This window comes from Enterococcus sp. NPDC086594, assembly GCF_044746145.1.
Classification (GTDB): Bacteria; Bacillota; Bacilli; order Lactobacillales; family Enterococcaceae; genus Enterococcus_D; species Enterococcus_D entomosocium.
Genome location: NZ_JBIVBP010000004.1, coordinates 222,108 through 235,816 on the forward strand (window position 1 = coordinate 222,108; position 13,709 = coordinate 235,816).

A 13,709-nucleotide genomic window follows, 5' to 3' on the forward strand; every position below is an offset into this window, starting at 1 on the left:
AAGGAGCATCAAGATGAAAGTGAAAAACAAAAGTTATTTATATCAGCATGGCACCCTAGGTGGGTTGATGCAGGATTTAATGGATGGCACGGAGCAAATCGGAAAAATGCTTGAATATGGCAATTTTGGGATTGGTACTTTGGCTGGTTCCAATGGTGAAGTGATTATTTTAGATGGTGAAATCTACCATGTAGACGAGTCGGGCAAGGTACAAGTGCTCCAAGGAAATGAAGGAACCCCCTATGCGGCAGTCGTTGATTTTTCTGCGGCGAAGCACCTGCAGGTCAGCCAAGAAATGACCGATGAAGAAGTGAAAAACCACGTCCTGACAGAAGTCAGCCCGAATTTGTTTTCCGCTGTCAAGATTCATGGGGTATTTACCAAGATGCACGTCCGCGTTGCCCCAAAGCAAGAAAAACCGTACCCAAAATTCATTGAGATCATCCAGCATCAGCCGGAATTTCAAGCAGAAGATATCAGCGGCACGATCGTCGGGTTCTTTACCCCGTTGCTGTTCCACGGTGCTGCGGCCGCCGGTTTCCATTTGCATTTTATTAGTGATGATCGCACATTTGCTGGTCATGTCTTAGACTTTGAAGTGGCAGCTGGCGAAGTCGAATTGATGGAACTAGCCGAATTTCGTCAGCATTTTCCTATCGACAACCAAGACTACTTGCAGCGGGAGATCGATGTCGCAAAAATCGCCAAGGATATTGAAGCTGCCGAATAAGTAGCAGGCAGCAAAAAATAATTGATCGCCAGTAGAGTGGTCTCGGATCGAATGGAACGCAAAGCAGCAGTGAAGCCAACGCTTCACTGCTTTTTTGTGCTTCCTTTTATTCATGAGGCTTGCTGCAAAACCTGGATACTTCGATAGAAAAGTTGGGGAATGGTCAAAAATCTGAATTAATTCTTATTTACGAGCAAATAAATTGATATATTTTAAGAATAATGATAATTTTTGTACTAATTAGAAGTATTTTGTTGAGAGTAATTGCACTTGACTGATTTTATAGAGAAAAGAGGAAAGATATGAAAAAAAAGTTGACGACTGCGCAAGGAGCCAGTGTAGCGGATAACCAGAATTCTTTGACAGCGGGGCGCCGTGGCCCAGTGTTGATTCAAGATGTCCATTTGCTAGAAAAACTGGCACATTTTAATCGTGAGCGGATTCCCGAACGGGTCGTTCATGCGAAAGGTGCGGGGGCTCATGGGGTCTTCCGAGTAACAAACGACGTAACGATGTACACGAAAGCGGCGTTTCTTTCAGCCATCGGGAAAGAAACGGAGATGTTTATTCGCTTTTCAACGGTTGCCGGAGAACTAGGGTCTGCGGATACGTTGCGCGATCCTCGGGGGTTTGCGGTTAAATTTTACACGGAAGCGGGGAATTATGATCTCGTGGGCAATAATACCCCGATTTTCTTTATTCGTGATCCGTTGAAGTTTCCTGATTTTATCCATACCCAAAAAAGAGACCCGCGAACGCACTTGAAAAATCCAGAGGCGGTATGGGATTTTTGGTCCCATTCACCGGAATCCCTCCATCAAGTCAGCCTGTTGATGGGGGATCGGGGCTTACCGGCAACCTTTCGTCATATGCATGGGTATGGGAGCCATACATTCGCTTGGCTCAACGCAGAGGGAGAACGCTTTTGGGTGAAATATCATTTTCGGACGGATCAAGGCATTATGAACATGAGTGCGGCACTCGCAGCAGAACTTGCGGGAAGCAATCCTGATTATCATATTGAAGATCTATATAAAGCGATTGAGGCAAAGGAGTATCCTTCTTGGACACTCTATGTTCAAATCATTCCCTTTGAAGAAGGTTGGTCAGCTGCCGTCAATCTTTTTGATGTGACCAAAACAGTCTCACAAAAAGACTATCCGCTGATTGAAGTGGGACGAATGACTTTGAATCGCAATCCAGAGAACTATTTCAACGAAGTCGAGCAAGTCACTTTTTCACCGGGCAATATCGTTCCAGGGATTGATTTTTCTCCGGACAAACTATTGCAAGGTCGGCTGTTTGCTTACGGTGATGCGCATCGTTATCGAGTTGGACCCAACAGCAGCCAGTTGCCGATCAATACGCCAAAAGCGCCTGTCCATAATCACCAACAGGACGGTTTCATGAATACCAAAACGAATTCTTCAGGGATCAATTATGAACCGAACAGTTTCGATGGCATCAAAGAAAACCCGCATGCCAAGGGCATCCACTATTCGTTAGAAGGAGAGATCGGTTCCTTTGATTACGATGAAGACTATTATAGCCAAGCAGGTGATTTTTATCGTTTGCTCTCAGAAGAAGAACGAACACGTTTAATTCAAACGATTGCGGGAAGTTTGGGACAGGTTCAAAATCAACAGATCAAAGAACGGCAGGTCATGCATTTTTACCGTGCGGACCCAGAATACGGCAGACGAATCGCTGAAGCGATCGATGTGAACATTTAAGAAAGGAGGAAAAAGAATGTTACTTTTACATGTAGTTTTTGGTCTTTTATCTTTTGTCGGAGCAATGATGCTGGGGGTGGCCTTTAAAGGGCAGCTGCGAGAGCTTTCAAGGCTTCAGCAATGGGCAGTCGGTTTGAGTTATACGGGCACGCTGTTGACGGCGATTTTGGGGATCTTGTCTGCATCTTCTCATCCAATCATCGTACTCATGACCCTCGTAGGCGCACTGGCTTTTACGAAACGGACATTTTTAAGTGCAGATCAATCCAAAGAGCAATGATTGCTGATAGTAGCGGCGTAGAAGGAAAAAGCGTACTTGATTCATTGGAAAAGTCCCATATAAAGCTGCTTCCACTAAAAAAGAACAGCTTTATATGGGAGGATTAGTCAGGCGTTCGTTTAAAGGCGACAAGGAAATATCAATTCTCTTTCTTTGGAGAAGCGGCGTGAATGATTGGAATTACTACGTATTATCAAGAACGACCAACCGCAAAATTCTCGGATTGATTCGATTCAAAAGATAATTCCAATCGGCAGCGTCGGGTATTGATTTTAATAAGACACTTTCAACATCCAGTAAGTATTCAGTGGCGTATTCGGAGTAGTTAGTAATGAGAAAATTAATGTTTTTTTCTTTTAAATACTCGTGGGAGAGTTCGTTTGAATCAGGGTAGTACATTTCATGATAAACGCCAAGATATTTTCGGATAATACTTTCGGCGTACTCACAAACATACTCGTTACCTTCAAAAATAACAGCTATAGTTCTCCGTGTGCCCCAATTCTCTTCAATGATGGCTTCCATGTGGAAGGTGAGACTTGCACAAAAATCATCCAAATGGTCGAAAGAATAGAGTGTTTTCACAAGAGGATGTGAGAGCAAAAACTGGCGATTTTTTTTATATTCAGCCGCAAATTTTTCTTTGACGAAAGCATTCAAATCATCGATGTTGACGTTCATCGTTGGCGATAACAACTCACGAAGCTTAAAAATAGTGAAGAATGACTCTAACCAAAGCAAATCTTTTTGTTCATCAAAGCTGTTGCCGCGATTTTGGGTATAGAAATCAGCAGTGATTTGTTTGATCGCGGGCCAGTGGTTATAGTTAAGACAAAACACTTTGCTTGTTTCTAGATCGGTGTTGAGTTTGCGACGACAAATGATGCAAGTCAAAAGATAGATTGCTTCTTCTTGAGGAAACTCAAAGGTAAAATAACGCTGGATAATCTTTTTAAGGTCCTCATAATTTGAAAGTAAACCATTTTTTTTAACTAACTCGCTTAGTTCTGGAGAGGGGGCAGCAAGTAAACCGCGTTTGCTGCGCTCCACGCTAATATAAAGGATATAAGCAAAATAAGAAAACGAAGAGCTCTGTAAGGCCTTCGTTTCCAAAAGGTCAGTGATTTCCATCACCGCATCTTGTACATGGATCGAGGGAAATAACGTGTGGACATTAATGTCAGACTCGTAGTAAAAAAGACAGAAAAATTTTCGTATATCGATCTCCGAACCTGCCAAAGAGACGGGATCCGTTTTGATTTTTAAACAGAAAGGGGATAAAAATGGCTGTATTTTCCGGAAGTAGCTGATCAGCGCTTGTTCAGAAATATTAAGCGTTAAGCTCCAATCAAAGAGGGTTTGCTGCTCATCATAAAAAATACTTTCTAAAATCTGGAAAATCGGTTCATCTTTTATCAATTCTTGCTTTTGCTTTCGATACCTATCATGATCGATTTCTTCAAAAAGATACCCGATTTTTGCTGTATGGATCGCCATAGCCCCTTTAAAATACTCTCGCAAGCTAGCAATGTCAGTAATCAACGTACGCGTACTGCTCTCGGTCACTTCAGCGAGTTCTCCCAGTGTACGGGAGGGACTTTTCTCAAATTCATTCAACAATTGCAGCCAGCGAATCAACGTACGATTTCGCATGAATTTTAATTGAAATGTTTTCATGTCAGCCTCCGAAAAATAAGTTTAAATAATTATAGCATAATCATTTACACAGAGAATGAAACGTTCAACTGTTAGGCGTTCTTGCCACAGTGCCTTGAAGACTCTGACTACCAGCAGAACATTTCCGGGAATATCAATCGTTCACGGTAAGTATAGCAAGGACCTGAGAAACCAATTGCCAAAAATCATACATAAACTTGAGAAAACGAAGCGCTAATAGAAAGGCTCCAAACGCTAGATAAAAAGCTAATGAAGCAAGAAAAGACGATAAAAACACAGTTTTTGAACTGGCAGTTGCCCATTTGAAAAACTGTGTTTTTTTCTGATGACGCCAGAGGATCTTAGGCAACAGAAAGAAAAAGCTGCAACCCAGACTCGATAACGAATTGGATGCAAAACGTGATCCTTTACCAGTAGACCCATTCTTCCAACAACTCGTTCTCTTTGACAAGCACGGGAGTCATTTGCTTGAGTCGAAAAAACGAAGCGTAGTATAATAAAAGAGAATTGATATTTATTTACTATTTGGATGACAACATGTTTTTTTGATAGAGGTTGTTAAGTGAAAAAAGGAGAGAAAGGAAATCGCCTATGAAGCATTCGCAAAAAGGGGTAGCGCTTCTTTTGGTTTGCGGACAACTTTTAGCTGGTGTGCCAGTTTCAGCTGCGGTTGTTGCATCGGAAGGTACGATCGTTGCCCAAACATCAGAAACAGCTGCACAAGAAAGTGACAGTAGCAGCACAGCAGGGACGGTTGAAGAAACTGCTCCAGCAGGGGAAGGACAAGTGTCCGATTCGGAGCAAGGATCGGCACCTGTAGAAAGTGTACCAGAAGGATCTGAGACAGCGCCGGAGGGAACAGAGCAAACCGAAGAACCAACCCCAGATCCCCAACCGACGCCAGAACCGAAACCAGAGCCGAAACCAGAGCCAGAACTACCGAGTAAGCCAGAGCCTTCTCAGCCAGAAGAACCAACCCCAGCACCGAAACCAGAAAAACCAACACAGCCTGAAGCGCCCAAACCTGAGACGCAGCCAGAGAAGCCCCAACCGTCAAAACCTGTAGAAACGCAACCGACACCAGAAGAAAATAGGGGAGCAAGTCAAGAAACACCGGCGGCTGTGTCTCCGATCATACCACCAAGTACCCAAGCACCAAGCGGGCCAAGTCAATCCGATCCTATAACGCAGCAAGGTAGCGAAACGAGCTTGACGGTCACACCAGTAAAAGAAGTGTGGGATTTTATCCAAGAAATCGGCGAAGATGCTCGGGAAATTGGCTTGAAAAATGATTTGTACGCTTCTGTCATGATTGCACAGGCTATTTTAGAATCAGGTGGCGGGCAAAGCAGACTGAGTCAGGCGCCGTATTTCAATCTCTTTGGTATCAAAGGAACCTATCACGGACAGGGTGTTGCCTTTCGGACACAAGAAGATGATGGTTCGGGAAATCACTACACAATCACGGCAACGTTCCGCCAATATACTGGCTACAAAGAGTCATTGATGGACTATGCTCGTTTGTTGAAAGAAGGGGTCGGGCAGCAGTCTGATTTTTATAAAGGCGTATGGAAATCAGAAGCGACTTCTTATCAAGAGGCTGCCCGTTATTTGACTGGTCGGTATGCCACAGATACGACGTATGATCAAAAGCTGACAGCTTTGATCGAAGCCTATGCGTTGACTCGTTATGATCAGAAAAAACCTGATGTGACCGCAAGTGAGACGTATCTTTTTCCTGTTGAAAAAGCCGTTGTCACTTCTACCTTTGGTCCACGTTGGGGAAGTTTTCATCGAGGTGTTGACTTTGCCGCAGCGTTTGGGACACCCATCATGGCGAGTCAATCTGGAACGGTCATCCGTTCAGAGGTTCATCCTTCTTGGGGGAATTATGTAGCGATTCTCCATGAGGACGGGATGACGACACTCTATGCTCACAATCAACAGAACCTTGTGAAGGTTGGTCAACAAGTGGAACAAGGAGAAACGATTGCGCTCATGGGTAGTACGGGCAATAGCACAGGCGCACACCTGCACTTTGAAGTCAGTGCATCGCCTAGTTTGAGCCAAGCGAAATTGGTCGATCCAATCGCTTTTTTAACAAAATAAGGATTGCCGAAAAGAGAGTATCGTGGATACTTTCTTTTTTTGTCTTTTTCCAGCAATTTTTTGGGAGCAACGATTTTAATTTTTTTTTCATGAAAACCGAAAAAATGTTTAAAAAAATCGTGCATAGATTCTTTATAATTTTCACATAACCGTAACAGTTGCTAACCCATAAACTGGCGTGAACAGATCGGTCAGCCAGCAGCACAAATGGTAGGTTCGAATGCTATTGATGATGAGCGGAGAAGCAAAATCGTTACAGTTGTTACCCCTACGAATAAAAACTTGCTAACGAAGTAGGGGAGCGAATAATCAGGAAGTGCATCAATTATAAGTCTACTCCTTTTTTTCTAATCAGTATTGATCGTTGAAAAGAACTAACAAGAAATGATTAACCATAAAAAAGTAGAAGAGATAAATGAGCTGCTCTTTTTTTCTGTTAAACGAAAAGAATGTTTTACACAGTGATGCATAAAATAAAAAAAGAGGGGAACATTTTATGAGAATAAATAAAACGGATTTTGAGACAGTGATGGCCAATAGCGAATTTTTAGACTATTACTGTCAATTATTTGAACAAAACGGTGAACGATCCGTCACAGATAAGCAATTAGAAAAATTACACTATTTGATTCAAAAGCAGGTGGCACTAACGATTCAAAAGAATGCGAGCTATTCCTTTTTTACACAAACATACAAGCTGCCGCAAACACTCGTAAAGGATTACCAACTGTTAGCGGAATGTACCGAGAGGCTTTCAAAAATAGAAATGGATCAGTTGATACCCAAACAATTTATTGAACAGGACTTTAATGTGCAGATGAAAAAAGTAAGTCAAGAAACGCAATATGAACAGCTTTTAAACATCATGACAGACACATTTAGACAAATAAAGAAAACATAGGTGATTTTCAACATAGCAGTTTTTTTCCAAAATGAAGCAAATAATACAAAGAATTTTCTTATTCCTTAAGCAGAATCTGATGAAAGTAAAAGCGAAATCCTTGCACTATTTTTAATAGCCGATAAAATAATTGTTATAAGACAGTAGTCTGGACACAACGCTTTTTTTCATCAGTCTATGAAAAAACCGATTTTTTATGTAGGATGAAAACCGATATAATGAGACTGCTTAGGCGCCTTTCATGCGTAAATTAGCCGCAAAAAAGAAATTCTTAGTAAGGAGCTTATGTTTGAAAAATTTTCAATTGAGTTTTGTCACAAGCAAATCGACCGTCCGATGGCTGCAGATTCTAAGTGAATTTGAAAAAAATGAAATTTGCAGTGCCAGCCATTTGGCTGAAGTAACAAGTAGTACCACAAGGACGATTGGCAAAGACATCAGTCAGATTAATGATTATTTCTGTGGGTTGATCCTGATCACTTCCACCAATCAAGGCTATTCGTTTGAACTATTTGATTATTCACAGTATGAAAAGAAAAAAGCCTCGCTTTTAGCGAATGAACCGCTCTTTATTTTATTGGAAAATATTTTTATTGGAGAGTTAAAGACGATCGATGAGTGGGCGGACTGCTTGTTTTTATCCAAGAGTACCTTATCAAAATACTTGCAGCGCATTCATGAACAACTGGCACGTTTTGATCTCCAACTAGCACTAGATCCCCTGAATATCGTTGGACAAGAAGCAGATATCCGCAATTTCTTCTGTACCTTTTTCTATGAAACGGATAGCACACCCCATACTGTCTTTCCGCCAGCTGCGGTCCAACAGGCAGTAACGGAAATCGGCAGGATGTTTAACAAAAATAGTTATCACACCGTTTCGTTTTCACAATATACGTATCTACTCTATATTTCGCTTGAGCGATTTATGCAAGGCAAAACTGTGCAAATCAACGACGAATTGTACCACGCCTTGCGACACAGTATTCAGCTGATGCACTTTCAGCGAATCAATGGCATTATTGAAAAGTACTTTCAATGTCGATTGACGAACGATGAACTTATCTTTTTGTTTGTTAGTATTATCACAAAGAAAAAACTGCAAAATGTGATCGTCGAACAAAAGTTTTGTCTTTCTTATAATCATTGGACCGAGATTCGCACGTTGACCAACGAGTTTTATCAGATGTTGAATGTATCGTCGAAAAAGCCTAAAGAAGATCAGATTCTGATCGAATCCTTTTTTACTTCTGCCAAATTGAAGGAGTGCTTATCCACTTCGGCCAATCGTAATATTTATGATGTGAATGCGTTTATTAAGAAAACTTTTTCTAAGGAGTTTGCTGCTTACCGAGAGTTTTTAGAAAGTAGTTGCGAGTACCACACCCTTTATTCTGTGGAGTATCTGACGGATTTTTGTGCAAACTTAGTGATTTTTATTGAATCTGTTCGAGAACGTCATTGGTTTCCCCGAAAAAATATCGCCTTTATCTTCGAAGGAAATAACAATATCGTTCAGTACATTGAGGGCTGGTCCAACCGCTATTTTAGCCGATCCCATCAAGTTTTTTATCCTGACTCAGGGGAAGTCAATGCTCAGTATTTAGAACAAAATACCATTGATCTGCTAGTGACGAACTATGCCGAGCATGCGACCGAATTTCGAGATATCGTTGAATGTATCGTCTTCAAAACGATCCCTTCTTCTTCTGACTGGAATCGGCTGCTTGAACGGATCAATCCTAACGTCACCCGCCAATTTGCCCTAAAAGACCTCTTCTAGTTTCCCATTCTGTTTTGACCTAAAGAGTTGCTAGAAAGGGCCTTTTACATGAAAAGAAAGCACTTTTCCTTCACTGCTTAGACAGTGAGAAGGAAAGATGCTTTCTTTTTTAATGGCTTGACTCTCCGCAGCTGTGCAGGAGTGTGGGGAGGGGAAGTGGGGAGTGCATCAGGTACGGATGCAAGCCTTTGGAACCAGCGGTTTTCAATTCAATCGATCAATGTGGGCGAAATCATTGGGCTTCACTTAAGTAAATCAAACTCCAAGGCGCCTTTTGGTTTAGCTGAAGACCGGTCAATTCCCGATAGAAACAGGTTTTGTCTTTGACCGTCAGCTGAATGATCTCTTCTTCCGTATACTCGTTTAGAGAAGAAATTTTTAAAACATAAAGTTCTTTTAGTATTTGCAGCTGTGCGTCGATATCTAAGAGCAACGACATTTTTTCGAAAAAAGTACCCTCGTCTTGTTCATAGATCGCCAAGAATCGTTGGCGCAAAGAGAGATAAAAATTAAAGATTTTTGGGTGTGTATAAGAACAGGGAGAGTGGATAAATTCTACGTCAAAAAAGTTTACATATTCTTCGGCTGATTGGATCGTTTTTAAGTTCATATCAATACTCCTTATAAGTGTTAGGAAAAGGTGACAATACGTGTCATTATCAAAAAGAGTCACTGTTAAGCAATGTCTTACTGAGAAGGCCCTTTTGTTTTTTTTAATGATTGGGGGAAGGACTTTCGCTACATTCAATGTACAGGATATTCCAAATTGGCTCAAACGCGTTTTTTCGTAACCATACGAAGATTTGTTTTCGCTGGTATTAACGTCAAAAATGTTCAACTATTCTGATAATTGTTGTTATAAAAAGAATATTTTCGGAATGGACGAAATGACTGGGTTTCCTTTCTTTTCCAGCAGGTTGTTTTTTCATTCGCTGAAATCATGGTTGAGAAAAAACAGCATCAGTTGACCGGTAGGCTCATCCCCGTCATTTTTTCAAAGGTGTGATACTATAGAATTATCTAGAAAAACGATCCTTTGATTCAAGTGGCCAATGCCAAAATAGTGCGAAGACACGCAGTTGCAGTGAGACGCAACCGTCTGTTTCGGTGAAAAGAATTGGCTAAATAGGGACGTTTATTAAAGCAAACGAGGAGCGACTCAATGAATGAGAAAAAAACAGTTGTAGTGATCGGCGGCGGACTTGGTGGTCTATCAGCGGCGGTCTCATTAGCCCAAAATGGCTTTGATGTATCATTATATGAAAAAAATCACCATTTAGGTGGCAAATTGAACCGACTGGAAACAAACGGCTTCGGCTTTGACTTAGGTCCTTCGATTTTGACGATGCCGCAGATTTTTGAAAAATTATTTACTGGCAGCAATCGCGATATGGCGGATTATGTTGCGATTCGCCGATTGCCATTGGAATGGCGCTCCTTTTTCCCCGACGGCACCAAGATTGATCTCTATGGCGATCTTGCCCGCATGGCAAAGGAAAACCCCCACTTGTCGGAAAAAGACATGGCAGAGTACCAAGACTTTTTGGACTATGCGCAAAAGATTTATGATATCACGGAAAAAGGCTATTTCGAGAAAGGCTTAGATACCACGAAAGAAATCTTGAAGTATCACGGCGTGATCAAAGCGCTGAAAGGCTTTGATTATTTCTCTTCCATGCATGATGCCATTCAAAAACGTGTCAGCAATCCGCAGCTGCAAGACATGCTGAGCTATTTTATCAAGTATGTCGGCTCGTCTCCTTATGACGCCCCAGCCGTCTTGAACATGATGATCTACATGCAGCATGCCCAAGGTGTCTGGTACGTGCCAGGCGGGATGCATCGGTTAGCCGAAGGCATCGTTCGCTTAGCAAAAGAGATCGGTGTGACCTTCCATACGGGACATAAAGTGGAAAAATTGATCGTTGAACAAGAACAAATCCGTGCCGCTCGTTTGGATGATGGTACGTTGATCGAAGCGGACTATTTTGTTTCCAATATGGAAGTGATCCCGGCATATGAAGAGCTGTTAGAAGAAGCGCCGACCTTTACTCAAAAACTGGAAGAAAAATTTGAACCAGCAAGTTCTGGCTTTGTCTTGCACTTAGGGGTCAAAACCTCCTATCCGCAACTAGCGCACCACAACTTTTTCTTTTCAAATGCCTCAAAAGAAAACTTTGATCAAAATTTCCATCAGCATCAGCTGCCGGAAGACCCAACGATCTATTTGGTCAATGCCAACAAAACCGATCCTTCGCAAACAGTGGCAGGGCATGAGAACATCAAAATCTTGCCTCATATCCCTTATTTGCAGGATAAACCCTTTACGGAAGCGGAATACGATGCCTTTCGTGAACGGATCTTGATCAAGCTGGAAAACATGGGCTTAACGGATCTACGCAAGCACATCGTGTATGAAGACCGCTGGACACCCGAAGACATCCAAAAGAATTATTTGTCACATCGCGGCGCCATCTACGGCACAGTCTCTAATCGCAAGAAAAATCATGGCTTTAAACACCCGAAACACAGCGAACGCTACGAAAATCTATACTTCGTTGGCGGTACGGTCAATCCCGGTGCCGGCATGCCGATGGTGACCCTTAGTGGCCAGCAAGTCAGTGAGATGATCACCAAAAGAGAACACTAAGACAAGAAAGGATGATGACTGTGTACCTGTTGCTCGCTGGTATTTGCGCTGCTTGGCTGGCAGGCTGGCTGATTTTTTTTCGCCTGCCGACGATACCCACCCGCAAGGAGACAGCCGCATCCAAAGACTTGAAGGAGAGGGCAGAATTGTCGATCATCATCCCCGCCCGCAATGAAGCAGAAAATTTGCCGCAATTGTTGGCATCCTTGCAGCAGCAAACCCTTTATCCTGTGGAGATTTTGGTGGTTGATGACGGATCGGAAGACGAGACGATCGCCTGTGCCAATTGCTTCGGTGCGACGGTCTTGAAAACCGCTGCTAATTCTGCTGGGAAAGCGGCGGCTTGCTGGTTAGGCGCCTCACAAGCGGTGGGCAAGTATCTATTATTTTTGGATGCCGATACCTTCTTTCTAGCAGAAGATGGCTTAGAGCGCCTTTTCGCTGCGTATGAGGAGCGATCGGGACAAGGCCTGCTCTCGGTGCAGCCCTATCATCAAACGAAGCGCCTGTATGAACAACTATCTGCCGTCTTTAATGTCATCTTACCTGTCGGGTTGAACCGTTTCTCTATCGTAGGCGAAAAACTCTCAGCCGGCGGCGCCTTTGGTCCGTGTATCTTGTGCAGCAAAACAGCGTACCTTCAAGCCAATGGGCATCAGGACATGCCACAAGGAATCTTAGATGATCTAGCATTAGCGAGACGCTTTAAGAAAAAACGCTTGCCGATCACCTTGTATGGTGGAAAAGACCTGTTGGCCTTTCGGATGTATCCAGCTGGTGTTCGTCAACTTGTTCAAGGCTGGACGAAGGACTTTGCCACTGCTTCGCAATTCACTCACCCTTTGATCATGGCGGGTGTCATCTTGTGGATCAGCGGCGGCATTGGGGTACTGGCGGCACCATTTCTGATGGAACCGCTTTGGCTAGGACTGCTTTTTTATGCTGCTTATTTTGGACAAACTCTGTGCTTTGCCCGCCGTGTCGGCAACTTCAACCGAGTCTTGCTGCTTTTTTTCCCATGTTACTTTCTTTTTTTCCTAGGCTTATTTGGTTGGTCATGGATCCAAACCCATTTGTTGAAATCCGTGACCTGGAAAGGACGAAAAATCAATTTATAGGAGGCGATGCACATGCCGCTGATCACCTTATCTCCACTGCTCTTGCTCTTTACAGACAGCTTGGCTTGGCTGCTGTTTCATCTAGGCATCTCGTTTGGCTTGCGCAAAGTCAGTGATGCTTTTTTTGAACGTCATACCAACTGGTTCCATTCTTTTGCCTTTGAAAAAGGCGGTAGGATCTGGGCGGAGGTATTTCGTATTCGTCAGTGGAAAGACAAATTGCCCGACGGCACTGTGATTGCCAAAAAAGGCTTTGACAAATCTCGCTTGGATCAGCAACAAAAGGACTATCTGGAAAAATTCGTCATCGAAACACGCCGAGCAGAGCTGACCCATTGGCTGCTGATTGTTCCAGCACCGTTCTTTTTCCTCTGGAATCCTACGTGGGCGGGCTGGGTGATGATCGCCTATGCGTTATTGGCCAACTGCCCATTCATCATGATCCAACGCTATAATCGCCCCCGTTTGGAGCGAGTCTTGCGGAAAAAAAGTGCCCTGCAAGTCAAGCAGAAGGCGATGGTCTAGGTTCATGTAGGCGTTGCTTTTAAGATTCGCCGAAAAATAGGCAAACGGGAAATCAAAAGGATCGGAGGATAACTGCCTTCGATCCTTTTTAAAAAATTGGTGTTAATTTTTATGGGATGCGTCAAGACCATTCTTTGTACACTAAGGTCATTCAGAGGAAAGGGTGATCGTATGTCATCAGAAGGATATGGGCAAATTTTCGA

At 42.9% G+C, this 13,709-nt stretch carries 11 protein-coding genes; 9 read left to right on the top strand and 2 right to left on the bottom strand.

Annotated elements, in window-relative coordinates; translation table 11 throughout:
- Window positions 1-13: 13 nt before the first annotated feature.
- The 3 genes from budA to ACIPK1_RS08790 all read left to right on the top strand — a co-directional run bounded on the left by budA (window position 14) and on the right by ACIPK1_RS08790 (window position 2,743).
- Window positions 14-730: an acetolactate decarboxylase gene (gene budA / locus ACIPK1_RS08780; protein ID WP_005232672.1), complete on the top strand. Its 717-nt coding sequence runs from the start codon at window positions 14-16 to the stop codon at window positions 728-730.
- Window positions 731-1,032: 302 nt separating this feature from the next.
- Window positions 1,033-2,463 carry a catalase gene (locus tag ACIPK1_RS08785; protein ID WP_016611558.1) on the top strand — a complete coding sequence of 477 codons (1,431 nt, stop codon included), beginning with the start codon at window positions 1,033-1,035 and terminating at the stop codon, window positions 2,461-2,463.
- Window positions 2,464-2,479: 16 nt separating this feature from the next.
- Window positions 2,480-2,743: a hypothetical protein gene (locus tag ACIPK1_RS08790; RefSeq protein WP_005232670.1), complete on the top strand. Its 264-nt coding sequence runs from the start codon at window positions 2,480-2,482 to the stop codon at window positions 2,741-2,743.
- Between the two features lie 183 nt (window positions 2,744-2,926).
- Here the strand turns inward: ACIPK1_RS08790 and ACIPK1_RS08795 are convergent, their stop codons facing one another.
- The gene (locus ACIPK1_RS08795) at window positions 2,927-4,420 is read right to left on the bottom strand and encodes a helix-turn-helix domain-containing protein (protein ID WP_016611557.1); all 1,494 of its coding nucleotides are present in this window, start codon (window positions 4,418-4,420) and stop codon (window positions 2,927-2,929) included.
- 591 nt (window positions 4,421-5,011) lie between these two features.
- Here ACIPK1_RS08795 and ACIPK1_RS08800 point away from each other — a divergent pair.
- The 3 genes from ACIPK1_RS08800 to ACIPK1_RS08810 all read left to right on the top strand — a co-directional run bounded on the left by ACIPK1_RS08800 (window position 5,012) and on the right by ACIPK1_RS08810 (window position 9,213).
- Window positions 5,012-6,529: a peptidoglycan DD-metalloendopeptidase family protein gene (locus ACIPK1_RS08800; protein ID WP_016611555.1), complete on the top strand. Its 1,518-nt coding sequence runs from the start codon at window positions 5,012-5,014 to the stop codon at window positions 6,527-6,529.
- A 496-nt stretch (window positions 6,530-7,025) separates the two neighbouring features.
- A complete protein-coding gene (locus tag ACIPK1_RS08805; protein WP_016611554.1) occupies window positions 7,026-7,430 on the top strand; it encodes a hypothetical protein in 405 nt (134 codons plus the stop codon).
- A gap of 241 nt (window positions 7,431-7,671) precedes the next feature.
- Entirely contained in the window at window positions 7,672-9,213 is a 1,542-nt protein-coding gene (locus ACIPK1_RS08810; RefSeq protein ID WP_087664773.1) for a helix-turn-helix domain-containing protein, read from the top strand.
- A gap of 232 nt (window positions 9,214-9,445) precedes the next feature.
- Here the strand turns inward: ACIPK1_RS08810 and ACIPK1_RS08815 are convergent, their stop codons facing one another.
- Window positions 9,446-9,823, bottom strand: coding sequence for a DUF7006 family protein (locus ACIPK1_RS08815; protein ID WP_005232663.1), 378 nt, complete (start codon window positions 9,821-9,823; stop codon window positions 9,446-9,448).
- Between the two features lie 552 nt (window positions 9,824-10,375).
- Between ACIPK1_RS08815 and ACIPK1_RS08820 the strand changes: the two genes are divergently transcribed.
- The 3 genes from ACIPK1_RS08820 to ACIPK1_RS08830 are packed head-to-tail and all read left to right on the top strand — an operon-like array spanning window position 10,376 to window position 13,506.
- The gene (locus ACIPK1_RS08820) at window positions 10,376-11,863 is read left to right on the top strand and encodes an NAD(P)/FAD-dependent oxidoreductase (protein ID WP_301387523.1); all 1,488 of its coding nucleotides are present in this window, start codon (window positions 10,376-10,378) and stop codon (window positions 11,861-11,863) included.
- 11 nt (window positions 11,864-11,874) lie between these two features.
- Window positions 11,875-12,981, top strand: coding sequence for a glycosyltransferase (locus tag ACIPK1_RS08825; RefSeq protein ID WP_086372523.1), 1,107 nt, complete (start codon window positions 11,875-11,877; stop codon window positions 12,979-12,981).
- A 6-nt stretch (window positions 12,982-12,987) separates the two neighbouring features.
- Window positions 12,988-13,506 carry a glycosyl-4,4'-diaponeurosporenoate acyltransferase gene (locus ACIPK1_RS08830; RefSeq protein ID WP_086372524.1) on the top strand — a complete coding sequence of 173 codons (519 nt, stop codon included), beginning with the start codon at window positions 12,988-12,990 and terminating at the stop codon, window positions 13,504-13,506.
- Window positions 13,507-13,709: the final 203 nt, after the last annotated feature.

What these genes read in the sequence shown, in the direction of transcription:
- ACIPK1_RS08830 (WP_086372524.1), top strand. Translation starts at nt 12,988, where the DNA reads ATGCACATGCCGCTGATCACCTTATCTCCACTGCTCTTGCTCTTTACA.
- ACIPK1_RS08820 (WP_301387523.1), top strand. Translation starts at nt 10,376, where the DNA reads ATGAATGAGAAAAAAACAGTTGTAGTGATCGGCGGCGGACTTGGTGGT.
- ACIPK1_RS08810 (WP_087664773.1), top strand. Translation starts at nt 7,672, where the DNA reads ATGCGTAAATTAGCCGCAAAAAAGAAATTCTTAGTAAGGAGCTTATGT.
- ACIPK1_RS08795 (WP_016611557.1), bottom strand. Translation starts at nt 4,420, where the DNA reads ATGAAAACATTTCAATTAAAATTCATGCGAAATCGTACGTTGATTCGC.
- ACIPK1_RS08815 (WP_005232663.1), bottom strand. Translation starts at nt 9,823, where the DNA reads ATGAACTTAAAAACGATCCAATCAGCCGAAGAATATGTAAACTTTTTT.
- ACIPK1_RS08805 (WP_016611554.1), top strand. Translation starts at nt 7,026, where the DNA reads ATGAGAATAAATAAAACGGATTTTGAGACAGTGATGGCCAATAGCGAA.
- budA (WP_005232672.1), top strand. Translation starts at nt 14, where the DNA reads ATGAAAGTGAAAAACAAAAGTTATTTATATCAGCATGGCACCCTAGGT.
- ACIPK1_RS08785 (WP_016611558.1), top strand. Translation starts at nt 1,033, where the DNA reads ATGAAAAAAAAGTTGACGACTGCGCAAGGAGCCAGTGTAGCGGATAAC.
- ACIPK1_RS08825 (WP_086372523.1), top strand. Translation starts at nt 11,875, where the DNA reads ATGATGACTGTGTACCTGTTGCTCGCTGGTATTTGCGCTGCTTGGCTG.
- ACIPK1_RS08800 (WP_016611555.1), top strand. Translation starts at nt 5,012, where the DNA reads ATGAAGCATTCGCAAAAAGGGGTAGCGCTTCTTTTGGTTTGCGGACAA.
- ACIPK1_RS08790 (WP_005232670.1), top strand. Translation starts at nt 2,480, where the DNA reads ATGTTACTTTTACATGTAGTTTTTGGTCTTTTATCTTTTGTCGGAGCA.